This is a genomic window from Streptomyces sp. NPDC033136 (assembly GCF_055578235.1).
The window spans coordinates 179,613-203,525 of sequence record NZ_JBVIPD010000008.1; the positions used below are offsets into that span (position 1 = coordinate 179,613).

General features: G+C 72.1%; 20 protein-coding genes and 2 pseudogenes. 14 read left to right on the forward strand and 8 right to left on the reverse strand.

The window, feature by feature from the left end:
- Positions 1–11: 11 nt before the first annotated feature.
- Both ACZ5TL_RS17700 and ACZ5TL_RS17705 read left to right on the forward strand, forming a co-directional pair.
- Positions 12–134, forward strand: a pseudogene (locus tag ACZ5TL_RS17700) (EamA family transporter); the annotation flags it as partial.
- A 71-nt stretch (positions 135–205) separates the two neighbouring features.
- On the forward strand, positions 206–481 hold the full coding sequence (locus ACZ5TL_RS17705; protein WP_468590715.1) for a DUF1876 domain-containing protein: 276 nt from the start codon (positions 206–208) through the stop codon (positions 479–481).
- A 33-nt stretch (positions 482–514) separates the two neighbouring features.
- Here the strand turns inward: ACZ5TL_RS17705 and ACZ5TL_RS17710 are convergent, their stop codons facing one another.
- From ACZ5TL_RS17710 to ACZ5TL_RS17730, 5 genes and pseudogenes are all read right to left on the reverse strand, one after another.
- Entirely contained in the window at positions 515–1,678 is a 1,164-nt protein-coding gene (locus ACZ5TL_RS17710; RefSeq protein WP_468590717.1) for a serine hydrolase domain-containing protein, read from the reverse strand.
- Positions 1,679–1,721: 43 nt separating this feature from the next.
- A pseudogene (locus tag ACZ5TL_RS17715) lies at positions 1,722–1,892 on the reverse strand (OsmC family protein); the annotation flags it as partial.
- 65 nt (positions 1,893–1,957) lie between these two features.
- Positions 1,958–2,743 carry an energy-coupling factor ABC transporter ATP-binding protein gene (locus ACZ5TL_RS17720; protein WP_468590719.1) on the reverse strand — a complete coding sequence of 262 codons (786 nt, stop codon included), beginning with the start codon at positions 2,741–2,743 and terminating at the stop codon, positions 1,958–1,960.
- On the reverse strand, positions 2,731–3,492 hold the full coding sequence (gene cbiQ, locus ACZ5TL_RS17725) for a cobalt ECF transporter T component CbiQ (protein WP_468590721.1): 762 nt from the start codon (positions 3,490–3,492) through the stop codon (positions 2,731–2,733). Before cbiQ ends, ACZ5TL_RS17720 begins: the two co-directional genes overlap by 13 nt.
- 1 nt (position 3,493) lies before the next feature.
- On the reverse strand, positions 3,494–4,603 hold the full coding sequence (locus ACZ5TL_RS17730; protein ID WP_468590723.1) for an energy-coupling factor ABC transporter permease: 1,110 nt from the start codon (positions 4,601–4,603) through the stop codon (positions 3,494–3,496).
- 165 nt (positions 4,604–4,768) lie between these two features.
- Between ACZ5TL_RS17730 and ACZ5TL_RS17735 the strand changes: the two genes are divergently transcribed.
- Positions 4,769–5,134, forward strand: a complete 366-nt coding sequence (locus tag ACZ5TL_RS17735; protein WP_468590725.1) for an SsgA family sporulation/cell division regulator — start codon at positions 4,769–4,771, stop codon at positions 5,132–5,134.
- A gap of 230 nt (positions 5,135–5,364) precedes the next feature.
- On the opposite strand, the gene ACZ5TL_RS17740 is transcribed toward ACZ5TL_RS17735, so the two are convergent.
- The 3 genes from ACZ5TL_RS17740 to ACZ5TL_RS17750 all read right to left on the reverse strand — a co-directional run bounded on the left by ACZ5TL_RS17740 (position 5,365) and on the right by ACZ5TL_RS17750 (position 10,640).
- Entirely contained in the window at positions 5,365–7,032 is a 1,668-nt protein-coding gene (locus tag ACZ5TL_RS17740) for a penicillin-binding transpeptidase domain-containing protein (RefSeq protein ID WP_468590727.1), read from the reverse strand.
- A gap of 96 nt (positions 7,033–7,128) precedes the next feature.
- A complete protein-coding gene (locus ACZ5TL_RS17745) occupies positions 7,129–8,763 on the reverse strand; it encodes a penicillin-binding transpeptidase domain-containing protein (protein WP_468590729.1) in 1,635 nt (544 codons plus the stop codon).
- A 128-nt stretch (positions 8,764–8,891) separates the two neighbouring features.
- The gene (locus ACZ5TL_RS17750) at positions 8,892–10,640 is read right to left on the reverse strand and encodes a dolichyl-phosphate-mannose--protein mannosyltransferase (protein WP_468590731.1); all 1,749 of its coding nucleotides are present in this window, start codon (positions 10,638–10,640) and stop codon (positions 8,892–8,894) included.
- Between the two features lie 112 nt (positions 10,641–10,752).
- Here ACZ5TL_RS17750 and rsmI point away from each other — a divergent pair, with 112 nt between their 5' ends.
- The 11 genes from rsmI to ACZ5TL_RS17805 all read left to right on the forward strand — a co-directional run bounded on the left by rsmI (position 10,753) and on the right by ACZ5TL_RS17805 (position 23,822).
- Positions 10,753–11,601: a 16S rRNA (cytidine(1402)-2'-O)-methyltransferase gene (gene rsmI / locus ACZ5TL_RS17755; protein ID WP_468590733.1), complete on the forward strand. Its 849-nt coding sequence runs from the start codon at positions 10,753–10,755 to the stop codon at positions 11,599–11,601.
- A 353-nt stretch (positions 11,602–11,954) separates the two neighbouring features.
- Positions 11,955–12,380, forward strand: a complete 426-nt coding sequence (locus tag ACZ5TL_RS17760; RefSeq protein WP_468590734.1) for a hypothetical protein — start codon at positions 11,955–11,957, stop codon at positions 12,378–12,380.
- 88 nt (positions 12,381–12,468) lie between these two features.
- Positions 12,469–13,359, forward strand: a complete 891-nt coding sequence (locus ACZ5TL_RS17765) for a TatD family hydrolase (RefSeq protein WP_468590736.1) — start codon at positions 12,469–12,471, stop codon at positions 13,357–13,359.
- A 119-nt stretch (positions 13,360–13,478) separates the two neighbouring features.
- Positions 13,479–14,951 (forward strand): ubiquitin-like domain-containing protein, encoded by a 1,473-nt coding sequence (locus ACZ5TL_RS17770; RefSeq protein ID WP_468590737.1) that lies wholly within the window; start codon positions 13,479–13,481, stop codon positions 14,949–14,951.
- Between the two features lie 165 nt (positions 14,952–15,116).
- A complete protein-coding gene (gene rsmA, locus ACZ5TL_RS17775; RefSeq protein WP_468590739.1) occupies positions 15,117–16,004 on the forward strand; it encodes a 16S rRNA (adenine(1518)-N(6)/adenine(1519)-N(6))-dimethyltransferase RsmA in 888 nt (295 codons plus the stop codon).
- Positions 16,001–16,900 carry a 4-(cytidine 5'-diphospho)-2-C-methyl-D-erythritol kinase gene (locus tag ACZ5TL_RS17780; RefSeq protein ID WP_468590741.1) on the forward strand — a complete coding sequence of 300 codons (900 nt, stop codon included), beginning with the start codon at positions 16,001–16,003 and terminating at the stop codon, positions 16,898–16,900. Before rsmA ends, ACZ5TL_RS17780 begins: the two co-directional genes overlap by 4 nt.
- Complete coding sequence (locus tag ACZ5TL_RS17785) at positions 16,897–17,055, forward strand: hypothetical protein (protein ID WP_468590743.1); 159 nt, start codon at positions 16,897–16,899, stop codon at positions 17,053–17,055. The genes ACZ5TL_RS17780 and ACZ5TL_RS17785 overlap by 4 nt, the downstream gene beginning before the upstream one ends.
- A gap of 70 nt (positions 17,056–17,125) precedes the next feature.
- Positions 17,126–18,937 (forward strand): ABC-F family ATP-binding cassette domain-containing protein, encoded by a 1,812-nt coding sequence (locus ACZ5TL_RS17790; RefSeq protein ID WP_468590745.1) that lies wholly within the window; start codon positions 17,126–17,128, stop codon positions 18,935–18,937.
- 193 nt (positions 18,938–19,130) lie between these two features.
- Entirely contained in the window at positions 19,131–20,918 is a 1,788-nt protein-coding gene (locus tag ACZ5TL_RS17795; protein WP_468590746.1) for an outer membrane protein assembly factor BamB family protein, read from the forward strand.
- A 64-nt stretch (positions 20,919–20,982) separates the two neighbouring features.
- Complete coding sequence (locus ACZ5TL_RS17800) at positions 20,983–22,893, forward strand: outer membrane protein assembly factor BamB family protein (RefSeq protein WP_468590747.1); 1,911 nt, start codon at positions 20,983–20,985, stop codon at positions 22,891–22,893.
- A 236-nt stretch (positions 22,894–23,129) separates the two neighbouring features.
- Positions 23,130–23,822, forward strand: a complete 693-nt coding sequence (locus tag ACZ5TL_RS17805) for a helix-turn-helix transcriptional regulator (protein ID WP_468590749.1) — start codon at positions 23,130–23,132, stop codon at positions 23,820–23,822.
- Positions 23,823–23,913: the final 91 nt, after the last annotated feature.

Here is a 23,913-nt window from a genome sequence, read left to right on the forward strand (position 1 = left end):
AGCCGGGTATGACATCGGTCATCGTGGGCGCCGCCATCGGGGCCGTGTTCTTCAAGGAGCGCTTCGGGGCGCTGAGGATCGCGGCGGCCGGGCTGCTCGTCGTCGGCATCGGGCTGATGCTGCACGCCGGATAGTGGCGGTCAGGCGGGTGCGCCCGGCCGGTGCGAGGAGCACCCTGGAACTAAGTGTTCCGGAGGTGATCCGCATGATGCACACCACAGTCGGATGGCACGTCGAGATGGAGTTCAAGGAGGACGACCAGCACACGGAGGCGGCCGCGATGGTCCGCTTGCCCGACGGCACGGAGGTACGGGCGCATGGGCAGGCCAGCCGGCACCGGTCCGACGCCAATCAGCCCAGAGTCGGGGAGGAGATCGCCGCGGCCCGGGCGCTCAACGAACTCGCCATGCAGTTGCTGACCAAGGCCCACGACGAGATCGACCAGGCCTCCGGGCGGACCTCCCACCCCATTCACGTCTAGAGGCGTCTCGGGCGTTGGGGCGTCTGGAGGCGTCTAGAGGTTCAGCACTCGGCGCACCGCCCGCACCAGCGCCTGGGCCCGCGGGTCCGCCGTCACCGTCTTGCGGAAGCCGTTGGTGACATAGCCGAAGGCGATCTGAGTCTCCGGGTCCGCGAAGCCGAGGGCGCCGCCGCGGCCCGGGTGGCCGAAGGAGCCCGGGGCGAGGAAGGGGGAGGCGCTGCCGTGCAGCATGTAGCCGAGGCCGAAGCGCGTACCGACCATCAGGACCCGGTCGGGACCCGCTGACTCCTCGGCCCGGGCCAGTTCGACCGTCTCGGGCGTGAAGAGGCGTGCGGCGCCGGCCGTGTCGCCGATCAGCGTCGCGTAGAAGCGGGCCAGTCCGTCCGCCGTCGCTATGGCGTTGGTCGCCGGGAGGGCCGCCGCGCGGTACGCCGGGTCGTTCTGCTCCGGGAACGGGGTGATCGCCGCGAAGGCCCGGCGGGTGAGGGAGGCCGGGTCCCCGTAGGCCTGGGTGACCGAGCGCTTGGGGCGGGCCCGGAGGCCGCCGGCCGGCTCGGCTCCCTCCACGCGGCCCACGCGTCCGGCCCGCCCGGCCTCCGGATCCGGCAGGCCCAGCCAGAGGTCCAGGCCCAGCGGCCCGGTGACCTGCGACGCGAGCCACTCGCCGGTGCCCTGCCCGGTCACGCGCCGCACCAGTTCGTCGAGCAGCCAGCCGTAGGTCAGCGCGTGGTAGCCGTGGTCGGTGCCGGGCTCCCAGACCGGGGCCTGCGCGGCGAGGACCTGGGGGCCCTTCAGCGGGTCGAGGGCGTCCCGCGGGGTGAGTGGCCGGTCGAGGACCGGGAGTCCGGCCCGGTGGTTCAGCACGTGCCGGACCAGCACCCGCTCCTTGCCCCGCGCCTTGAACTCCGGCCAGTAGTGCCCCACCGGCGCGTCCAGGTCCAGCTGTCCGCGCTGGTGCAGCACCAGGAGCACGGCGGCGGCCACGCCCTTCGTCGCCGAGCGCACGACCTGGGCGGTGCCCCGCTCCCACGGGTCCGTGCCGTCGACGTCCTTCGTGCCGCCCCACAGGTCGACGACCTTCCGCCCGTCCCGGTAGACGGCGACCGCAGCACCCCGGTCGCCGAGCGTCTCGAAGTTCCGTACGAACGCTTCCCTCACCGGCTCGAAGCCCTCGGCCACTGTGCCGTGCACGTCCACGTCCGTACTCCTCGTCTCGCCGCGGTGCTCCCCCTGCTCCCCTTCAGCCAAGCAGGACGGTCACGTCGATGTTCCCGCGGGTCGCGTTCGAGTACGGGCAGATCTCGTGGGCGGCGTCGACCAGCCTGGTCGCGAGGTCGGAGTCCACGACCGGGAGCGAGACGCTCAGGGCGACCGCGAGGCCGTAGCCGCGCTGCCGGTTGGGGCCGAGGCCGCGCAGCACAGCCGCTGGTCCGGCGGCGGCGAGCGCTCGGTCTCTCGTCCGTCACCCGCCCTTTGTCACGGACGGGCCGGGGCGGCCGGCACGGACCGCGGATCGAAACCGAACGGCAGCTCCAGCCGGTGGGCCCGCATCAGCTCCTCGTCGGAGAGCAGCTCGCCGGTCGGACCGTCCGCCGCGATCACGCCCTCGCTGAGGACCAGGGAGCGCGGGCACAGCTCCAGGGCGTACGGCAGGTCGTGCGTGACCATGAGCAGCGTCACGTCGAGCGAGCGGAGGATGTCGGCCAGTTCGCGGCGGGAGGCGGGGTCGAGGTTGGAGGAGGGCTCGTCCAGGACGAGGATCTCCGGCTCCATCGCCAGCACGGTCGCCACGGCCACCCGGCGGCGCTGGCCGAAGGAGAGGTGGTGCGGGGGGCGCTCCTTGAACTCCGCCATGCCGACCCGCTCCAGCGCCCGGTCCACGCGCTCCTCCAGCTCCGGGCCCTTCAGCCCGGCCGCCGCGGGCCCGAACGCCACGTCCTCCCGGACCGTCGGCATGAAGAGCTGGTCGTCCGGGTCCTGGAAGACGATGCCGACCCGGCGCCGGACTTCGGCCATGTTCCGTTTGCCCACGGGCAGCCCGGCGACCTTCACCGTGCCGGCGCCGCCGGTCAGGATGCCGTTGAGGTGCAGGACGAGGGTCGTCTTGCCGGCGCCGTTCGGCCCGAGCAGCGCGACCCGCTCGCCGCGCGCGATCGAGAAGTCGACGCCGAAGAGGGCCTGGTGCCCGTCGGGGTAGGCGAAGGCCAGTCCGGCCACTTCGAGAGAAGGTGTCACAGGGGCAGAAGGTGTCACAGGGTCCATCCCAGCAGACAGACGACGAGAGCCGCGCTCGGGAGGGCGAAGGCGTACGACCACTGCGCCCGGGACGCGGTCACCTCGTCGATGACCGGCATGGAGCCGGCGTACCCGCGGCTCACCATGGCCAGGTGCACGCGCTCGCCGCGTTCGTAGGAGCGGATGAACAGCGCGCCCGCCGACTGGGCGAGCACGCCCCAGTGCCGGACACCGCTCGCCTCGAAGCCGCGTGACTCCCGGGCGATCCGCATGCGCCGCATCTCGTCCGTGATGACGTCGCCGTAGCGGATCATGAAGGACGCGATCTGCACGAGGAGCGGCGGGAGTTTGAGGCGCTGCAGGCCGAGGAGCAGTTCGCGCAGTTCGGTCGTGGCGGCCAGCAGCACCGAGGCCGCGACCCCGAGCGTGCCCTTGGCGAGCACGTTCCAGGCGCCCCACAGGCCGTTGACGCTCAGGGACAGGCCGAGGACGTCGACCCGCTCGCCCTCCGCGACGAACGGCATGAGCACCGCGAACGCGACGAACGGCACCTCGATCAGCAGCCGCCGCAGCAGGAACCCGGCGGGCACGCGCGCGGCGTACGCGACGACGCCGAGCAGTACGGCGTACAGGCCGAACGCCCACATCGCCTCCCGCGGTGTCGACACCACGACGACCACGAACGCGAACACGGCGGCGAGCTTGGTGTGCGGCGGCAGGCCGTGCACGGGCGAGTGCCCGTGCCGGTAGAGCTTGTGCGCGTGCCCGGCTCCCATGTCAGGCGCGCGTGGTGCTCGTCGCGTCCGGCTTGCCGGCCGTGTCCGGCGTGCTCGTCGTGCTCGTCGTGTCCGACGGGGAGACGTCGTCGGTGCGGCGGCGGCGGACGGACCAGAAGACCGCGCTGCCCGCGACGACCGTGAGACCCACGCCGATGACGCCCGCCAGCCCCCCGGACAGGCGGGCGTCGTCGACGTCCTCGACGCCGTAGTCGGCGAGCGGGGAGTCCGCCACGGCGTGCTCCTCGGTCTTCCTGTCGATGCCGTGGTCGGCGGCGACCTTCTCCAGGCCGTCGGGATTGGCGGAGGCGTAGAAGCTGACGAACCCGGCCAGGACGAGGGAGGCGGCCAGGCCCGCCGCCCACACCTTGCGGTGCGAGGTCCGGGCTGCCACGGGGGCGGGCTCCGGCTCGGCCTGCGGCGCGTCGACCAGTTCGCCGTTCACCCGCAGCTTGAGCTTCTGCGTGAGGCCGCGCGCCCCGTACACCAGGTCCGGGCGTACGGCGATGACCGAGCCGACGGTCAACGCGGTGATCACGGCCTCGCCGATGCCGATCAGGACGTGCACGCCGACCATGGCGGTGGCGACCTTGCCGATGGAGACGTCGGTGGTGCCGCCCACGGCGTACATCAGCGTGAAGGCCAGGGCGGCCGCCGGGACGGAGACCAGGGCGGCGACGAAGGAGGCCGCGGTGACCGACCGGCGGGTGCGGGGCAGCACCTTCACCAGGCCGCGGAAGAGCGCGTAGGCGACGACCACGGTGACGATCGCCATGTTGGTGATGTTCACGCCGAGCGCGGTCAGGCCGCCGTCCGCGAAGAGGATGCCCTGCATGAGCAGCACGACGGAGACGCACAGCACCCCTGTGTAGGGGCCGACGAGTATCGCGGCCAGCGCACCGCCGAGCAGATGGCCGCTGGTTCCCGCCGCGACGGGGAAGTTCAGCATCTGCACCGCGAAGATGAACGCCGCGACGAGCCCGGCCAGCGGCGCCGTGCGCTCGTCGAGCTCACGGCGTGCGCCGCGCAGGCTCACGGCGACGGCGCCCGCGGCGATCACACCAGTGGCGGCGGAGGTGGGGGCGTTGAGGAAGCCATCAGGTACATGCACGGTTCGATGATGTGGCTTGATGCGAATAGTTTGCAAGAGCGTGAGGTTCGTTTATCTCATCCGCGATGTATGCCGCCTCATAGGGCGCAATCAGGAAAATATGCGACATTGGGGGAGTGGACGCATGGCCTCCATATAGGTGACGCACAGTGAAGGGGTCGTCCGATGTCCGTAGTCGAGCAGTACGCGCGAGCCCACATCGTCACGGACGCGACGGTTCCGCTGATCGACGAGCTGGAGGCGATTCCGGTCACCCTGCGGTACGACCCCGAGCGTGATCCCCGCCGCGTACGGGTCGGGCTGCCCGGTGCCGCGGGGCGGGAGTGGACCTTCGACCGCCGGCTGCTGGAGGAGGGGCTGCGGGCACCCGCGGGTAGCGGCGAGGTACGGGTGTGGCCCTGCGGCCGGGTGCAGGTCATCGTGGAGTTCCACTCCGCGCAGGGCGTGTCGGTGGTGCAGTTCGAGCGGCAGGCGCTGCTGCGCTTCCTGCGGCGGACCTACATGGCAGCCGCGGAGCCGGTGATCCACTGAGCCCGTGACAAACTGGGCCCGTGCCCCACGGAACTATGCCCCGCTGGGCCTGTGCCCCACGGAACCTATGCCCCGCTGGGCCCGTGCCCCACGGGGCCTATGCCCCGCTGGGCCGTGACCACTGAACCCATGACCCATAGAGCGTATGCCCCGCTGGGCCCGTGCCCCACGGAGGCCGCGGGCCCACGGAGTTCATGCCCCGCCGGGCCCGTGACCGCTGAGCCTCGGGTTCAGCCGCCCGCCTTCAGCAGGGCCGCCACGATCGGACCGGCCGTCGAACCGCCGTGCCCGCCCTGCTGGACCACCCCCGCCGCCGCGAGGTCGCCCCGGTACGCGGTGAACCAGCCGTTCGGCTTCTTCTGGCCGTCGACCTCGGCGGACCCGGTCTTCGCGCCGACGTCACCGCTGACCCCGGCCATCGCCTCGGCGGCCGTACCGGCCGCGGCCGTGTACGCCATCAGCTCACGCAGCTGCGCCAGGGCGCCCGCCGACATCGTGCGCGAGGCCGTCGCGAGCTCCCGCCCGTCGACGTCCGGGGAGACCAGGTACGGCTGGCGGAAGGTGCCGGCCTTGACCGTCGCCGACACCGACGCCATGTTCAGCGGGTTCATCCGGACCCCGCCCTGCCCGAGCAGCGAGGCACCCATCTGGGCCTTCGACTGCACGGGCACCGCGCCGTCGAAGGACGGCACGCCGATCGCCCAGTTGTCCAGCCCCAGGCCGAAGACCTGCTGGGCCTGCTTGGTCAGGTCGTCGTCCTTCAGCTTCGGCGCCTGGCTGATGAAGGCGGTGTTGCAGGAGCGGGCGAAGCTCGCCTTGAAGGTGCCGCCCTTGATCTCGAACTTGTCGAGGTTCTGGAACTTCCAGTGCCCGTACGTGAAGTACTTCGGGCACGGGTGCTTCTTGTCCGCGGCGGCCAGGCCCTTCTCGATCAGCAGCGACGAGGTGATGACCTTCATCGTGGAGCCGGGGGCCAGGGAGCCCTGGAAGGCGGTGTTGAAGCCGGGGGAGGCGTTGGCGGCGGCCAGGATCTCGCCGGTCGACACCCGCACCACGGCCACCGACGACCGGGCCTTCTTCGCGACCTGCTTCTCGGCCGCCTCCTGGAGCGCCGGGTCCAGCGTGGTCTTCACCGTGCCCGGCGTGCCCTCGCTCAGCTCCAGCAGGGTCTTGTCGGACAGGTCCTTCGCCTTGGCCGCCTTCCCGCGCACCACCCGCAGCTCGATGCCGGCCTTGCCGCCGGCCTCCTTGCCGTACTTCTCGCGCAGTCCGTCCAGGATCGGGCCGATGGAGGCGTACTTCGCCTTGGTCAGTTCGCCGCCGTCCCGGTCGAGCGCCTTGACCGGGGGCGTGCCGGCCTCGCCGGTGACCAGCTTGTCACCGTCCCTCAGATCCGGGTGGACGACCGCCGACTGCCAGTCGACCAGGGGCTTCCCGTCGCTGGTGCGGCGGACGACGGTGAGGGAGCTGTCGTACGCCAGCGGCTTCTCGGTGTCCTTGTACGACACCGTGGCCTTGACGGAGAACGGCACCTTGTCGCCCGTGCGCGTGCCCGGGGTGAGGGTGACGTCCTTGATGCGGGCGTCCTTGGTGTAGCCGGTGAGCAGGGACGTGGCCGTCGCCGAGTCGTCGGTGGCCGCGGCGGCCTCGGTGAGCTTCCCCGACTGCCAGGCGGTGAGGAAGGCCCGGGCGGTGGTGGTGACCTCGGTCGCCGACAGCGGCCCGGTCTTCACCTTGGACTTCTGGTCGCCGGAGGCCGCCCGGGTGCCGTCGGCCGCCGTGCCGCCGGACAGCGCGTAGGCGCCGACCCCGGCACCGCCGACGACCACGGCGATCACCCCGCCGATCACGGCGGGGCTCGTCTTCCGTCGCTCGGCGACGCGCCTTCTGTTGCCCACTGCTGCTCGTTCCTCCGCGAATCCCCAGGGTCTCCGTCGCCCTCGGCTGTCCCAACGACGGCCACCACCCTAGAGTCCCGTGCCGCGGAGGTGAGATCAGCCTCCGGTTCGTAGCACGGCTGCGACAATCGGCCCGGCCGCGTCGCCGCCGTGGCCGCCCTCCTCGGTCATGGCCGCCGCCGCGAGGTCGCCCCGGAACCCGGTGAACCAGCTGTTGGACTTGGCGTTCCCGTCGACCTCGGCGGAACCGGTCTTGGCGCCGATGTCGCCGCCGAGCCCGGCCATGGCCTCCTGGGCGGTGCCCCGGGTGGCGGTGAGCCGCATCATCTGCTTCAGCTGGGCGGCGGTGCTCGCCCGCAGGCCCTGGGCCCGGGCCAGCTCACGGTCGTCCAGCGTCGGCGAGACGAGATAGGGCTGGCGGAAGGCGCCGGTGATCGCGGTCGCGGTCACCGAGGCCATGTTCAGCGGGCTCATCTGCACCTGCCCCTGACCGATGGCACCGGCCGCCCGGTCCGGGCCGCTGACCGCGGGGACCCTGCCGTCGAACGAGACGATGCCGGTCTTCCAGTTGTCCTGCCCCAGCCCGAAGCGCTGCTCGGCCTCCCGGGTCAGCGAGGCGTCCGTGAGCGGCTGCTCGTCGATGAGCTTGATGAAGGCGGTGTTGCAGGACCGCATGAAGCTGTTGGCGAGGGTGGCGTTCTCGTTGGGCTCCATGCCCGTGAGGTTGTTGAAGGTCTGGCTCTGCCACGTCGCCGTGGGCGGGCAGGGCGCCGGGCCGTTCATCGAGGTGACACCGTTGTCGATGAGCATCGCGGCGGTGATGATCTTCATCGTGGAGCCGGGCGCCGCCTGGCCCTCGAAGGCCGCGTTGAAGCCGTCCGTGCGGTTGTTGGCGACGGCCAGCACCTCGCCGGTGCTCGGCTTGACCGCCACCACCGACGACTGGGCGAACCGCTTGACCGCCTTCTCGGCCGCCGCCTGCGCGCTCGGGCTGATCGTGGTGGTGAGCTTGCCGGACTTGCCCTCGGCGAGGGTGAGCAGCGGGGTGTCCGGGGCGTTCCCGCCGGTGTGCCGGACGACCAGCTCGACGCCGGGGGAGCCGCCGGCCTTCTCGCCGTACTTGTCGCGCAGGGCGTCCAGGACCGGGCCGAGGGAGGGGTACTCCTCCTTCGTCAGCACGGAGCCGTCACGACCGACCGCCTCGATGGGCGGGTTGGCCGACTGCTCCGTGACGAGCGTGTCGTCCTTCCCCAACTCGGGGTGTACGAGGGCCGGCTGCCAGTCGACCAGCGGCCGCCCCGTGGTGAGGCCGCGCACGACCTTCAGCTCGCTCTCGTAGCTCAGCGCCTTGGACTTCCCGTCGAAGGCCACCTTCGCCTTCACCTTGTAGGGAACCGTGGTGCCGGTCGCCGCCCCGGGCGTGATCTTCACGTCTTTGATGTGGGCGTCGTCGGCGAAGGCGGTCAGCAGCCGCTCGGCCGCCGCGTCGTTGTTCGTGTACGACGCCGCCGACGCGGCCGCGCCCTCCTCCCAGGCCGCGAAGAACTTGGCCGTGGTCCGCTCGACCTCGTCCTTGCCGGGCGGCCCCGACTTCTTCTCCGCGGCCACCCCGGCCGTGCCGCCCCCGCCGCCGTTCAGCGCGCTCACGATGTTGTAGGTGCCGTATCCGGCCCCGCCCACCATCACCGCGAACACCCCGCCTATGACGGCGGCCTTGACCCCCTTGCCCATTGGGCGGTCCCCTCCCCGTCGAGCCCCACGCGATCCTTTGAACGCGTTCAGAAAGCCCGGTCCCGTAGCACTCTAGGTGCAGGGGGTGACGGCAGGGGTGATTGTTTCGATTTTTGACCGAACATGGGTCAGACCCAGGTGTCCAGCCACATCCGCGCCCGCCAGTCGTCGATCGGTATGGCCTGGCCCGTGTACAGGGGCCAGAAGTAGATGAAGTTCCAGGCGATCAGCAGGACCAGGACGCCCGCGGCCGTGGCGCCCGCGACGCGGCGGGTGTCCGTGGAGCGGGGCGGGCCGGTGATCGCGCCGAGGAGCATGGCCACCGCCAGGCACAGGAACGGTAGAAAGACGACGGAGTAGAAGAAGAAGATCGTCCGTTCCTGGTACATGAACCAGGGCAGATAGCCGGCCGCGATGCCGCAGGCGATGGCACCCGCCCGCCAGTCGCGGCGGAAGAACCAGCGCCACAGCACGTACAGGACCGCGAAACAGGCGACCCACCACAGCAGCGGTGTGCCCAGGGCGAGGACCTCACGGGCGCACTTCTCGCCGGCGTCGGCGGGGCAGCCGTCCTTGCCGGGCGCCGGGGACTCGTAGAAGTACGACACCGGGCGGCCGAGGACGAGCCAGCTCCACGGGTTGGACTGGTACGTGTGCGGCGAGGACAGGCCGACGTGGAACTCGTAGACCTGGTGTTCGTAGTGCCACAGGCTGCGCAGCCAGTCGGGCAGGAAGGTCCAGCTGCCGCCCTTGCCGTCGGTCGCGGCCCAGTTGCGGAAGTAGCCGCCGGAGCCGTTCGTGGGGGAGAGGATCCAGCCGGTCCAGGACGCGAGGTAGGTGACCAGGGCGACTGGGACCGTGGCGAGGAACGCGAGGCCCGTGTCGCGCCTGAGGACCGCCGAGTACGGGTGGCGGGCACCGGCGACCCGGCGCGAGCCGACGTCCCACACCACCGCCATCAGGCAGAACGCGGCCAGGATGTAGAGGCCGTTCCACTTCGTGCCGATGGCCAGGCCCAGCATCAGGCCCGCCGCCCAGCGCCAGGGGCGCCATCCGAGGCGGGTCGTCTCGGCCGTGTGCCGGTCGGGGCGGACACGGCCGTCGGCGTCCGCAGGCAGGGCGGCGGCGAGTCTCCCGCGGGCCCTGTCCCGGTCGACCAGCAGGCACCCGAACGCGGCCAGCACGAAGAACATCAGCACACCGTCGAGCAGCGCCGTACGGCTCATCACGAAGTGCAGCCCGTCCAGCGCCATCAGCGTGCCCGCGAGGCAGCCGAGGAAGGTGGAGCGGAACAGCCTGCGGCCGATCCGGCACAGCAGCAGCACCGACAGCGTCCCGAGCAGGGCCGTCATGAACCGCCAGCCGAAGGGGTCGAAGCCGAACAACAGCTCGCCGAGGCCGATGACGTACTTGCCGACCGGCGGGTGCACGACGTACGCCGCGTCCGTGGGGAGCGTGACGTTCCCGCCGGACGAGAGGACCAGGTCGTTGGCGTTCTTGTCCCAGTTGACCTCGAAACCGCGCTGGACGAGCGCCCACGCGTCCTTCGCGTAGTACGTCTCGTCGAATATCACCGCCCTGGGGCTGCCCAGGTTCCAGAACCGCAGCACACCCGCCAGCAGCGTGACGAGCAGCGGGCCGATCCAGCCCGACCAGCGCACCATCCGCCCGGCCAGGGTGTGCGGGATGCCGAGCGTCGCCCACAGGCGCGGGCCGGGTTCGGTGTACGGCGGCACCAGGCGGTCACGGACGTCACGGGCGTCGCTGCCGGGCTGCCCCTGGTAGCCGAAGCGGCGCAGCCTCTGCTGCCAGGGCGGCCGCTGTTCGTGCGGCGTCTGGTCCTGCCGGGTGTCCGTGGAGGACGCGGTACTGGTCACCGCGCCATCGTAGGGAACCGTGCTGTGTGAGTCCCGTGCATGGCCGGTATGCGTCCGCATCCTCCGCCCCTGGGAGGAGTGTGCGTTCCCGGCCCCTGGGAGGATGGGGGGTGTGACCGGAACCCTCGTACTCGCAGGCACCCCCATCGGCGACATCGCGGACGCCCCGCCCCGGCTCGCCGAGGAACTGGCCGGGGCGGACGTCGTCGCCGCCGAGGACACGCGGCGGCTGCGCCGGCTGACCCAGGCGCTCGGCGTCACGCCCAAGGGGCGGGTGGTGTCGTACTTCGAGGGCAACGAGGCCGCGCGGACTCCCGAACTGGTGGAGGAACTGGCGGGCGGGGCGCGGGTGCTGCTCGTCACGGACGCGGGGATGCCGTCGGTGTCCGACCCGGGGTACCGGCTGGTCGCGGCCGCCGTCGAGCGGGATGTGCGGGTCACCGCCGTGCCGGGACCGTCCGCGGTGCTCACCGCGCTCGCCCTGTCGGGGCTGCCCGTCGACCGGTTCTGCTTCGAGGGGTTCCTGCCACGCAAGGCGGGGGAGCGGCTGGGGCGGCTGCGGGAAGTGGCCGGGGAGCGGCGGACCCTCGTGTACTTCGAGGCTCCTCACCGGCTGGACGACACCCTGGCCGCCATGGCCGAGGTGTTCGGGGCGGAGCGGCGGGCCGCCGTGTGCCGCGAGCTGACCAAGACGTACGAGGAGGTCCGGCGCGGAGGGCTCGGGGAACTGGCGTCCTGGGCCGCGGAGGGCGTGCGCGGGGAGATCACCGTGGTGGTGGAGGGGGCGCCGGACAAGGGGCCTGAGGAGGTCGGACCGGAGGAACTGGTCCGGCGGGTCCGGGTGCGGGAGGAAGCGGGGGAGCGGCGCAAGGACGCCATCGCCGCGGTGGCGGTGGAGGCGGGTGTGCCCAAGAGGGTTGTCTTCGATGCGGTGGTCGCTGCGAAGAACGCCGCTCGGTAGCCGGGTCCGGGTCCGGGTCCGGGGGCGGGTCTGAGGAGGGCGCGGGGGCAGGGGGCAGGGGGCCGGAGTGCTTCGCGGGGTGGGGGCCGTGTGGGGTGGACCGCGCGGTCCTTCCCCCGTGCCCCCGCGTGGGACGTGAACACCCTTTGAGCGGGGCGCATTTCGGATGAGCGGGCGCCCCATGAGTGGGAAACGGGCGCCCTATGGGTGGGTAAAGGCGACCGTGGTCTGGGGCAAGGGAGGCCCAAATCGGGGCCAACAGTCGACAGGTCCGCTGTCTTCGGTCCGGCTGAGGAGTCCACTGGGGTGCGGGGACGGAATCGTCCTCACGCCACAGCGGAACAGGAGCTGGCATGAGTGAGATCGCGGGACGGACCGGGCTCCGCGCCGGTGCGAGTGCCGTCGTCAACGAGGCGTACTCCTTCGCCTGCATGCGCTGCGGGCACGGCTGGGAGCAGTCGTACGAGATAGAGCACCACACGGACGCCGAGGGGCACGAGTTCGTCCTCTACGTGGCGGACGGCACGGTCGTGCCCTCCCCGTTGAGCAGGCCCACCTGCCAGAACTGTGACGGGCACGTCGTGCGGATCATGCGGCCCGGGCGGGTCGCCTCGGCGCGCGACGCGGCGCGCCGGCCCCGCCGCGTGCCGCCGCCCGCCGGGCCCGTGGAGGCGCCGACGGCGGACGCCGGGGCCGGGGCGGCGGCCGGTCAGGAGCGGCGCGACCACCACTGGCACCTCTCCGACCTGCTGCACCCCTTCCAGCGCAAGGCGAGCTGACCCGTCCGGCTTCCCTTGTAGACGCCCTCCCCGGCCCTCCTCCATCGGGGAGGGCGTACCCCTTTCGTAGGTTTCGTAGGATCGGGGCATGCCTTCGAACGACTCCGGCCGGCCGGACAAGAACGCCGCCCCGCCCCTCCCGGAACCCCTCCGGGTACCGGTCGCCGACTCCCACACCCACCTGGACATGCAGTCCGGCACGGTCGAGGAGGCGCTGGCGAAGGCGGCGGCGGTCGGCGTGACGACGGTCGTGCAGGTCGGCTGCGACCTCAAGGGCTCCCGCTGGGCGGCCGAGACCGCGGCGGACCACGACGCCGTCCACGCGACGGTCGCGCTGCACCCGAACGAGGCGCCCCGGATCGTCCACGGCGACCCCGACGGCTGGTCGAGGCAGGGCGCACGCGAGCCGGGTGGGCAGGCCGCCCTGGAGGACGCGCTCGCCGAGATCGACCGGCTGGCCGCGTTGCCCCAGGTCAAGGGCGTCGGTGAGACGGGCCTGGACTACTTTCGCACCGGGCCCGAGGGCAAGGACGCGCAGGAGCTGTCCTTCCGCGCCCACATCGAGATCGCCAAACGGCACGGCAAGGCCCTGGTCATCCACGACCGCGAGGCCCACGCCGACGTCCTGCGGGTACTGAAGGAGGAGGGCGCCCCCGAGCGGACCGTCTTCCACTGCTACTCCGGCGACGCCGAGATGGCGGAGATCTGCGCGGGCGCGGGCTACTTCATGTCCTTCGCCGGCAACGTCACCTTCAAGAACGCCCAGAACCTGCGGGACGCCGTGGCGGTGGCGCCGCTGGAACTGCTCCTCGTGGAGACGGACGCGCCCTTCCTCACGCCGGCGCCGTACCGCGGGCGGCCCAACGCCCCCTACCTCGTGCCGATCACGGTGCGGGCCATGGCCGGAGTACGCGGCATCGACGAGGACGCGCTGGCCACGGCACTCGGGGCGAACACCGCACGCGCCTTCGGCTACTGACCCCGGCCGCACGACTGTGCGTAGCCGCGTCGCTTTGGAGAGTGACGGCCGCTCCGCTAGGTTCTTGGGGCCCGATCCGGACCCCTCTGGACCCCCTCCGGCCCCTGGAGCGTGTCGGCGTGAGCAACTCGCGGTACGAGACGTACGAGACGTACGAGACGCACGAGACGTATGGCCCGGCCTGCGCCGACCCGGTGTACGGCGGCTTCGGCGCGCCCCCGGCCGATCTGCACAGCGCCGAGACGCTCGGGTACGGGGCGCCCGGTGCCTATGAGGACACCTACCGGCCCGCCTATGAGGACGCCTACCGGCCCGCCTATGAGGTGCCGACCCTGCCCGGGCTGCCCCGGCAGGGGACGCTGGGTGAGCGCGTGGGTGGGGGTGCGGGCGAGAGTGAGGGTGCGCGTGCCGGATCGCGCGCCGCGTCGCGCACCGGCTCGCACCGCAAGGCCGCGCGCCGGCGCAAAGCGCGGTACACCGAGCCCCGGGGGCAGCGCACGGACGGCTCCATGCGGCGGCTGCTCCCGCAGGCCCTGGTCGTGGCTTTCCTGGCGGGCGGCACCACGGCGTTCGTCGCCAAGGACAAGGCGATCGAACTGAACGTCGACGGCAAGGCGCGCACGCTGCACACCTTCGCCGACGACGTCACCGAGCTGCTCACGGAGGAGGGTGTCGAGATCGGCGCCCACGACGTGGTGGCGCCCGGGCCCGGCACGGAGATCGCCAGCGGTGACGAGGTGGCCGTGCACTACGCCCGGCCCGTGCGGCTCACCCTCGACGGCCACCGGCGCGAGGTGTGGACCACGGCCCACACGGTGGAGGGGGCGCTGCGGCAGCTGGGGGTGCGGCAGGAGGGCGCGTACGTGTCTGCGTCGCGCTCCCGGCGCATCGGGCGCGAGGGGCTCGCACTGGATGTGCGGACCGAGCGCACGGTCACGATCATGGCGGACGGCCGGGCCCGAACCGTCCGCACCAACGCGGCGACCGTGCGGGAGGCCGTCGAGGAGGCCGGGATCACCCTGCGCGGGCAGGACACCACGTCGGTCGCGCAGGGGAGCTTCCCGCGCGACGGGCAGACCGTGACGGTGCTGCGGATCACCGCCGGCAAGGAGGTCCGCGAGGAGGCGATCGCCTTCCAGGTGCGACGGACGGAGGACCCGACCCTGTTCCGCGGCACGGAGGTCGTGGAGCGCGCGGGCGAGCCGGGCCTGCGCCGGGTCACCTACTCCCTGCGCACGGTCAACGGGGTCAGGCAGAAGCCGCGCCGCGTCAGGTCCGAGGTGGTGCGCGAACCCCGCCCGCAGGTGGTGAAGGTCGGCACGAGGCCGCGCCCCGCGTCCGTGCGGGGGGCCGACCACCTCAACTGGCAGGGGCTGGCGGCCTGCGAGTCCGGCGGCCGTCCCGACGCGGTCGACGCGTCCGGCACCTACGGCGGCCTGTACCAGTTCGACACCCGGACCTGGCAGGCCCTCGGCGGGAGCGGCCGCCCCCAGGACGCCCCGGCGGCGGAACAGACGTACCGGGCGAAGAAGCTGTATGTGCGACGGGGGACGAGCCCCTGGCCGCACTGCGGGGGCCGACTGCACGGGTAGGGGGCCAGTGGGACGGGTGGGCGGGTTGACTGGATGGACAGGCGGGGGTGGCACGGGCGGGCGGGCCGCGAACAGGCGGGCGGGTTGCAGCGACCGGCGCCCGGCCGCACGGACCGGCGCCCGGCCGCACGAACAGGTGTGAACGAAACCCGTACCCTTGTCCCCGTGACCAGCCCCGCCCCCGACGCCCTCCTCGGCCCCGCCGACATCCGCGAACTCGCGGCAGCCCTCGGCGTACGCCCCACCAAACAGCGCGGACAGAACTTCGTGATCGACGCGAACACCGTCCGCCGCATCGTCCGCACCGCACAGGTCCACCCCGACGACGTGGTCGTCGAGGTCGGCCCGGGGCTCGGTTCCCTCACCCTCGCGCTGCTGGAGGTCGCCGACCGGGTCACGGCCGTGGAGATCGACGACGTGCTCGCCGCCGCGCTGCCGGCGACCATCACGGCCCGCATGCCCGACCGCGCCGACCGGTTCGCGCTCGTCCACTCCGACGCGATGCACGTCGCCGAACTGCCGGGCCCCGCCCCGACCGCGCTGGTCGCCAACCTCCCCTACAACGTGGCCGTTCCGGTCCTGCTGCACATGCTCGACACCTTCCCGAGCATCGAGCGCACCCTCGTCATGGTCCAGGCGGAGGTCGCCGACCGGCTCGCCGCCGCACCCGGCTCGAGGGTCTACGGCGTCCCCTCGGTCAAGGCCAACTGGTACGCCGAGGTCAAGCGCGCCGGATCCATCGGACGGAACGTCTTCTGGCCGGCGCCCAACGTCGACAGCGGCCTGGTCTCCCTCGTCCGCCGGTCCGAGCCGCTGACTACGACGGCCTCGAAGGCCGAGGTCTTCGCCGTCGTCGACGCGGCCTTCGCCCAGCGCCGCAAGACGCTCCGGGCCGCCCTCGCCGGCTGGGCCGGATCCCCCGCCGCCGCCGAGGAGGCCCTGATCGCCGCCGGGGTCTCGCCGCAGGCCCGGGGCGAGTCGCTCACCGTGGAGGAGTTCGCGCGGATCGCCGAGCACAAGGCCGGCCGGCACCAGGAGAAGGAGCCCGCGTGAGCGTCACGGTACGCGTCCCCGCCAAGGTCAATGTGCAGCTGGCGGTCGGCGCCGCCCGCCCCGACGGCTTCCACGACCTGGCCAACGTCTTCCTCGCGGTCGGCCTGTACGACGAGATCACCGTCACCCCGGCCGACGCACTCCGCGTCACCTGCGACGGCCCGGACGCCGGCCAGGTTCCCCTGGACCGCACGAACCTGGCCGTGCGGGCGGCCGAAGCGCTGGCCGAGCGGTACGGCCGGACGCCCGACGTCCACATCCACATCGCCAAGCACATCCCCGTCGCCGGCGGCATGGCGGGCGGCAGCGCGGACGGCGCCGGCGCGCTGGTGGCCTGCGACGCGCTGTGGGAGACGGGTGCCTCCCGGGACGAACTGCTCGACATCTGCGCCGAGTTGGGCAGCGACGTACCGTTCAGCCTGGTCGGCGGGGCGGCCCTCGGCATCGGGCGGGGCGAGCAGCTGACGCCCCTGGAGGTCGGCGGCACGTTCCACTGGGTGTTCGCGATGGCCGGGCGGGGCCTGTCGACCCCGGCGGTCTTCCGCGAGTTCGACCGGCTCGGCGAGGGCACGGACATCCCCGAGCCCGTCGCCTCCCCGAAACTCCTCGCCGCCCTCGCCAAGGGCGACCCGGACGAGCTCGCCGCGGCCGTCTCCAACGACCTCCAGCCCGCGGCCCTGTCCCTCTTCCCGGAACTCGCCGGCACCCTGGCGGCCGGCCGTGCCGCGGGCGCCCTCGCCGCCCTCGTCTCGGGCTCCGGCCCGACCACGGCGTTCCTCGTCCGTGACCCGGAGTCGGCGGCGGCGGTGGCACAGGCGCTGCTGACGTCCGGCACGTGCCGGACGGTGCGCACGGCATCGGGTCCGGCGCCGGGGGCCACGGTCGCGGGGCGTTGATACCGTACGGCGGCTGCCCGGCCCGGCGCGACGACCCGCGCCGCGTGGAGGCCGAGCACCGGACCGGCCCCCTCGGCGAGGAGCTCCGGGGCGACGAGAGGCTGCTGGACGCGTGGCGGTACCCGCGCCGCCGGGAAGCCGCCGAGCCCTCCTGACCGCACCGGCCGGAACACCCCGCCGCCCGACTACCCTGGAGGGTCGATCGTCCCCCCTGTCAGGAGAGAAATGGCCGTCAACCTGGTCAATGTCGAGAACGTCAGCAAGGTGTACGGCACCCGTGCCCTGCTCGACGGCGTCTCCCTCGGCGTCTCCGAAGGGGACCGCATCGGCGTCGTCGGCCGCAACGGCGACGGAAAGACCACGCTGATCCGCATGCTCGCCAAGCAGGAGGACGCCGACACCGGCCGCGTCACCCACTCCGGCGGACTGCGCCTCGGCGTGCTCACGCAGCACGACTCCCTCGACCCCGAGGCCACCGTCCGCCACGAGGTCATCGGCGACATGGCCGACCACGAGTGGGCGGGCGTCGCCAAGGTCAGGGACGTGCTGACCGGCCTGTTCGGCGGGCTCGACCTGCCGGGGTTCCCCAAGGGGCTCGACACCGTGATCGGGCCGCTGTCCGGCGGTGAGCGGCGCCGCATCGCGCTGGCCAAGCTGCTCATCGAGGAGCAGGACCTGCTCGTCCTGGACGAGCCCACCAACCACCTCGACGTCGAGGGCATCTCCTGGCTCGCCCGGCATCTGCAGAACCGCCGGTCGGCGCTGGTGTGCGTCACCCACGACCGCTGGTTCCTGGACCAGGTCTGCACGCGCATGTGGGACGTCCAGCGCGGCTCGGTCTTCGAGTACGAGGGCGGCTACTCCGACTACGTCTTCGCCCGGGCCGAGCGCGAGCGCATCGCCGCGACGGAGGAGGTCAAGCGGCAGAACCTCGTCCGCAAGGAGCTGGCCTGGCTGCGGCGCGGCGCCCCTGCCCGTACGTCCAAGCCGCGCTTCCGCGTCGAGGCCGCCAACGAGCTCATCAAGGACGTACCGCCGCCCCGGGACAGCAGCGAGCTGATGAAGTTCGCGTCCTCGCGGCTCGGCAAGACGGTGTTCGACCTGGAGGACATCACGGTCCAGGCCGGACCCAAGGTCCTCCTCAAGCACGTCACCTGGCAGCTCGGGCCCGGCGACCGGATCGGCCTGGTCGGTGTCAACGGCGCGGGGAAGACCTCCCTGCTGCGGGCCATGGCCCAGGCGGCCCGGACCGACGGCGAGACCCAGCCCGCCGGCGGCCGCGTCCGCGTCGGCAAGACGGTGAAGCTGGCCTACCTCTCCCAGGAGGTCGCCGAACTCGACCCGGCGATGCGCGTGCTGGAGGCCGTGCAGCAGGTGCGCGAGCGCGTCGACCTCGGCAAGGGACGCGAGATGACGGCCGGGCAGCTGTGTGAGACGTTCGGCTTCACCAAGGAGAAGCAGTGGACGCCGGTCGGCGACCTGTCCGGCGGTGAGCGCCGCAGGCTCCAACTGCTGCGCCTGCTCATGGACGAGCCCAACGTGCTCTTCCTCGACGAGCCCACCAACGACCTCGACATCGAGACGCTGACACAGCTGGAGGACGTGCTCGACGGCTGGCCCGGCTCGATGGTCGTCATCTCCCACGACCGGTTCTTCATCGAGCGCACCACCGACCGCGTGTTCGCCCTGCTCGGCGACGGCGCCCTGCGGATGCTGCCGCGCGGCATCGAGGAGTACCTGGAACGGCGCCTGCGCATGGAGGAGGCCGCTGCCGCCTCGGCCCCCGCCGCCGCACCGCGGCAGTCCGCGGCCCCGGAGAAGAGCGCCGCCGACCAGCGCGCCGCCAAGAAGGAGCTGCAGAAGATCGAGCGGCAGCTCGACAAGGTCTCCGAGAAGGAGACCAAGCTGCACGCCCAGATCGCCGAAAACGCTACGGACTTCGCGAAGGTCGCCGAACTGGACGCCGAGCTGCGCGAGTTGGCCGGTCAGCGCGAGGAGCTGGAGATGCGGTGGCTGGAACTCGCCGAGGACGCGTGAAGGGTGCGTGAAGGCGCGTAACGGCGGCATCACGGGCCGGTCCTCCCTTGGGAACAGGGGAGGACACGGCCCGTTGTGCTGTCGGTACCGGGTGATAGAAAGAGCCGTCTGAGAACTTCATGAAGCGACTCTGAGCCCATCGCGTACCTCAGGGCGTGGCTAAAAATCAATGATCGAACGGGGGGAGCGACTGATGACTCAGCCGCCCAGTCAGCCACCGCACGGTGGCTTCGGAGCACCGCAGGACCAGCCGCCGCAGGGCGGTGGCTTCGGGGCGCCGCAGACCCCGCCACCGCCCCAGGGCCCGCCGCAGACGCCGCCTCCCCCGCAGGGCCCGCCACCGCCCGGCTACGGCTACCCGCAGCAGCCCGGCTACGGCTACCCACAGCAGCCCCCGCAGCAGCCCGGGCCGTACGGGCAGCCGGGACCCTACGCCTCCGGCCCCTACGGCCAGCCGCAGCAGCCGGGGCCGTACGGCCAGCCCGGCTACGGCTACCCGACGCAGCCCCAGTACCCCGGCGCGCCCGGCGCCCCGCCCGGGGGCGGCTCCGGCAGCCCCTTCAAGGGCAAGCCCGCCCTGATCATCGGTGCCGCCGTGGCCGCGCTGATCGTGGTCGGCGGCACCGTGTGGGCCGTCACGGGCGGCGACGACGGCAAGGGCGAGAAGAAGCCGGTCGCCCAGCCGAGCAACGACGGCAAGCCCGGCGCCTCCGCCCCCGTCAACCCCGGTGACGGCAGCGGCGACGGCGGCGAGGACCCGGAGGATCTCAACGAGGGCCGCCAGGCAGGCGAGGCGAAGGTCCTCTGGTACAAGGAGGCGCCCGACGCCCCCGGTTCCGGCGCCGACGCCCCCGGCATGTGGATCACCGGCAAGACCGCGGTGAAGGCGGCGTACAAGCAGCTCTTCGCCTACAACGTCGGTGACGGCAAGCCGACCTGGGACGCGATCACCTTCCCGCAGAAGATCTGCGCGACCACCCCGCGGAAGACGTCCGACGACAAGATCGTCGTCGCGTACATGAGCGGCAGCAGCGACCGCGCCAAGTGCAACCAGCTCCAGGAGATCGACCTCGTCACGGGCGAGAAGGGCTGGAAGCAGAAGGTCGCCGACGGCGCCCTGTTCGACTCCACGCGCTCCGTCGAACTGTCCGTCACCGGCACGACGCTGATGGTGGGCCGCTCCCAGTCCGGCACCGCGTACGACGTCACCAACGGCGACAAGCTCTTCGACAAGAAGCGCTACGGCGACTCCTGCTTCCCGGCCGCGTTCGCCGGCGGCGAGAAGCTGATCGCCGTCTCCTCCTGCGGCGCCGGCGGCGACAACGCGCACGACGAGGTGCAGGAGCTCGACCCGAAGACCGGCAAGGCCCGCTGGACCCAGCCGTTCGACAAGGGCTGGCGGGTCGCGCGCACCTACTCGGTCAGCCCGCTGGTCGTCTACAGCACCAACGCGGACAAGAAGGCCTGGAACATCTCCACCTTCACCTCCGGCGGCAAATTCCGCTCGCAGGTCGCCTTCGACGAGGACTTCGCCCCCGCGTGCGGCTGGGCCATCCTCGAGCGCAATTTGCAGGGCTGCAAGGGCGTCGCCGTCGACGACACCACGCTCTACCTGCCGACCGAGGCCACCACCGGCGCCAACGAGATCGTCGCGGTCAACCTCGCCAACGGCAAGGAGAAGTGGCGGGTGAAGTCCCCGGCCGACGAGTCGATGCTGCCGATCAGGACCGAGGGCGGCAAGCTCATCGCCTACGTGGAGCCGTCGTACGACGGGGGCGGACAGATCGTGTCCATCCCGACCGGCGGCGGCAGCCACAAGCCGGCCCGGCTGCTGCAGAACCCGCAGGGCGCCGCGGACCTCGAGAAAGGCTTCTTCTCCAAGGACTTCGACTGGGTCGACGGGCGCTTCTACCTCTCGACCACCCGGCTGAGCGGAAACGACGACACGAAGGAGAAGTTGATGCTCGCCTACGGCAAGTGACGCTTCCCCCTTCGCGACCGCCCTCTCCGCCGCCGCCCGTCCCCTTCCCCGAGGTACTCACGCCATGACCCAGCCACCGTCCCCGCCGCCCCAGCAGCCCCCGCAGGGGGGCGGGTTCGGGCCGCCCCAGGACCAGCCTCCGCAGACCCCGCCGCCCGCCGGCGGACCTGACCTGGGCAAGGCCCCCGAGCCGGGGTACGGCTATCCGCAGGCCCCGCAGGCCCCGCAGGCCCCGCAGGCCCAGCAGACGCCTCCGCCGGCCGGTCCGCCGACTCCGCCCCAGCAGCCCCAATCCCAGCCCCAGCCGGGGTACGGCTATCCGCAGGGGGCGCCCCAGCAGCCCCAGCCTCCGCAGGCCCCGCCCGGCTACGGCTACCCCGGCCAGCAGCCGGGGCCGTACGGGCAGCCGCCGACGACGCCTTACGGGCAGCCTGGGTACGGGCAGCAGCCGGGCTACGGGCAACCGCCCGGCTACGGCTACCCGCAGGGGACCATGCCGCTCCAGCCGCAGGCCGGACAGCCGGGCGGCGGGAGCAAGTTCAACGCGCAGGTGATCATCATCGTCGCCGCGGTCGTGGCGATCGCCCTGATCATCGGCGGTGGTGTCTGGTACGCCAACTCCGGCAAGGACGACGGCAAGAAGGACGACACCGCCAGCTCCAGCGGCGGCACCGGCGGCACGGACGACGGTAACGGCGGCACCGGTTCCGGCGGCAAGGAGAAGGCTCCGTCCGACCCCGGCGCCAAGGTGCTCTTCCAGGTGCCGATGCCCGAGGTGAAGAACGACAGCACGGTCGTCGTCTCCGGTTCGTGGCTCACCGACAAGGCGTACGCCAAGAGCGGCATCGCCAAGATCGTCGGCTACGACCGCGACAAGGGCGGCGAGCTGTGGACGATCCCGCTGGACGGCCCGGTCTGCCAGGCCAGCCGCCATGTCACCGACGACAACATGACGGCGATCCTCTACCAGCCCGCGATGCCGACCAAGACGGAACGCTCGCACGGGTGCAGCCAGATCGCCCTGATCGACCTCGACGCGGGCAAGAGGCTGTGGACCAAGACGGTCGAGGCCGGTGGCGATCCGCTCACCTTCGACAATGTGACGATCAGCGGAAGGACCGTCGCCGTGGGCAGCTCCAGCGGTGGCGCCGCCTTCGACGTCTCCGGCAAGCTCCTGTGGAGCCCCAAGCCGTCCGACTCCTGCTACGACGCCGGGTACGGCGGCGGCGAGAAGCTGGTCGCGGTGCGCAAGTGCGGCTCGTACGAGCAGCGGCAGCTGCACATCCAGACCATCGATCCGAAGTCCGGGAAGGTGATCTCGGAGTACAAGATGGCCGAGGGCATCGAGTACGCGAGCATCGTGTCGACCAACCCGCTCGTGGTGGCCGCCGACGTCGCCGACTCCGCGGGCGACGGCAGCGGCATCTCCGACTTCTTCTCCATCGACAACAAGACCGGCAAGCTGCGCACGCGCATCTCCGCGCCGGGCGAGCAGTTCGCGGCCCGCTGTGAGGGCGTCACCCGCATCGAGCAGTGCAACGCGCTGGCCGTCGGCAACGACCGGATCTACCTGCCGACCGAGGAGCACGACGGCACCGGCAAGTACAGCCAGACCAACGAGGTCGTCGCCTTCGACCTCGCCACCGGCAAGCAGACCGGGCAGCGGGCCGACGCCGGCGACGGCTACACGATCTCGCCGCTGCGGATGGACGGCGGCAACCTGATCGCGTACAAGCGGCCGCCGTACGACAAGGGCGGTCAGATCGTGAGCATCGACGGGGGCAGCTTCAAGCAGACGAAGCTGCTGGAGAACCCGGCGACGGACCAGGTACGGGACGTCGAGCGCCGTATGTCGCCGGACTACTCCGAGTACCTGTACGCCGAAGGGCACCTGTTCATGTCCAAGGTGTACGCGAGCAAGCGGTCCAGCACGGGCAGCAAGGAGTACCTCGCGGTCGGCTTCGGTACGAGCTGATCGGCTGCCGGTCGCTTCTTGACCGACTGGTGGCTGGTGCGGCCCCGTCCCTGTTCAGGGGCGGGGCCGTTCGCGTGGGGATGCGTCAACCTCGGACGTGAGGAGTTTCGGTGATCCGGGGCGATTCTCGCCGGTAGGGGGAGCGCAACGTCGAACAAGCGTGTAGCTTCCGGGGGCATGAAGGCGGGGAGCCGGGGGGCTTCCATGGGGGGACTGGGTGACTGGGGGGTTGCTCGATGGGAGCGCGGCTCATGGTGGTCGACGACCACCGATTGCTGGCGGAGGCGCTGGCCTCGGCGTTGAAGCTGCGGGGGCACCGGGTGCTGGCCGCGGCGGCGCCGGCCGCGGGGGCGGCGGAGCTGGTGATCACGCGGGCGCCGGAGGTGTGCCTGCTGGGGACGGCGACGCCGGCGGAGCCGGGGATCTTCGACCCCGTGGTGCGGATCAAGCGGGAGCGGCCGCAGGTGGCGGTGCTGGTGCTCGGGCCGGTACCGAACCCGCGGGGCATCGCGGCGGCGTTCGCTGCGGGGGCCTCCGGGTACGTCCGGCATGACGAGCGCATCGAGGGTGTCGAGCGGGCGATCATGAAGGCGCGGGCGGGGGAGGCGGCGGTGGCGCCGCAACTGCTGCAGGGCGCGTTCAGCGAGTTGCTGAACCCGGCGGCCCAACCGGACGACGAGGGGCAGCGGTTGCTGTCGATGCTCACGCCCCGGGAGGTGGAGGTCCTGGTCCGCGTCGCGGACGGCGAGGACACCCGCCTGATCGCGGCGGGCATGGGCATCGCACCCTCCACGGCCCGCACGCACGTCCAGCGGGTCCTGATGAAACTCGGCGTCGGCTCCCGCCTGGAGGCGGCGGCACTCGCGGCGCGGACGGGATTGCTGGACCGGGCGGGCCCGGTGGCCCGGGGCCCGGGGCCGGAGGCCTGACCGGCTGTACGGCGAACGTCGTTGAGGCAGGGGTGGTTTCTGGCCGATCTCAGCCCTGCGTGGTACCCGATTCAACGCCGCGTCCACGGCA

What these genes read in the sequence shown, in the direction of transcription:
- ACZ5TL_RS17705 (WP_468590715.1), top strand. Translation starts at nt 206, where the DNA reads ATGATGCACACCACAGTCGGATGGCACGTCGAGATGGAGTTCAAGGAG.
- ACZ5TL_RS17720 (WP_468590719.1), bottom strand. Translation starts at nt 2,743, where the DNA reads ATGGACCCTGTGACACCTTCTGCCCCTGTGACACCTTCTCTCGAAGTG.
- cbiQ (WP_468590721.1), bottom strand. Translation starts at nt 3,492, where the DNA reads ATGGGAGCCGGGCACGCGCACAAGCTCTACCGGCACGGGCACTCGCCC.
- ACZ5TL_RS17735 (WP_468590725.1), top strand. Translation starts at nt 4,769, where the DNA reads ATGTCCGTAGTCGAGCAGTACGCGCGAGCCCACATCGTCACGGACGCG.
- ACZ5TL_RS17745 (WP_468590729.1), bottom strand. Translation starts at nt 8,763, where the DNA reads ATGGGCAAGGGGGTCAAGGCCGCCGTCATAGGCGGGGTGTTCGCGGTG.
- ACZ5TL_RS17760 (WP_468590734.1), top strand. Translation starts at nt 11,955, where the DNA reads ATGAGTGAGATCGCGGGACGGACCGGGCTCCGCGCCGGTGCGAGTGCC.
- ACZ5TL_RS17765 (WP_468590736.1), top strand. Translation starts at nt 12,469, where the DNA reads ATGCCTTCGAACGACTCCGGCCGGCCGGACAAGAACGCCGCCCCGCCC.
- ACZ5TL_RS17790 (WP_468590745.1), top strand. Translation starts at nt 17,126, where the DNA reads ATGGCCGTCAACCTGGTCAATGTCGAGAACGTCAGCAAGGTGTACGGC.
- ACZ5TL_RS17795 (WP_468590746.1), top strand. Translation starts at nt 19,131, where the DNA reads ATGACTCAGCCGCCCAGTCAGCCACCGCACGGTGGCTTCGGAGCACCG.
- ACZ5TL_RS17800 (WP_468590747.1), top strand. Translation starts at nt 20,983, where the DNA reads ATGACCCAGCCACCGTCCCCGCCGCCCCAGCAGCCCCCGCAGGGGGGC.
- ACZ5TL_RS17805 (WP_468590749.1), top strand. Translation starts at nt 23,130, where the DNA reads ATGGGAGCGCGGCTCATGGTGGTCGACGACCACCGATTGCTGGCGGAG.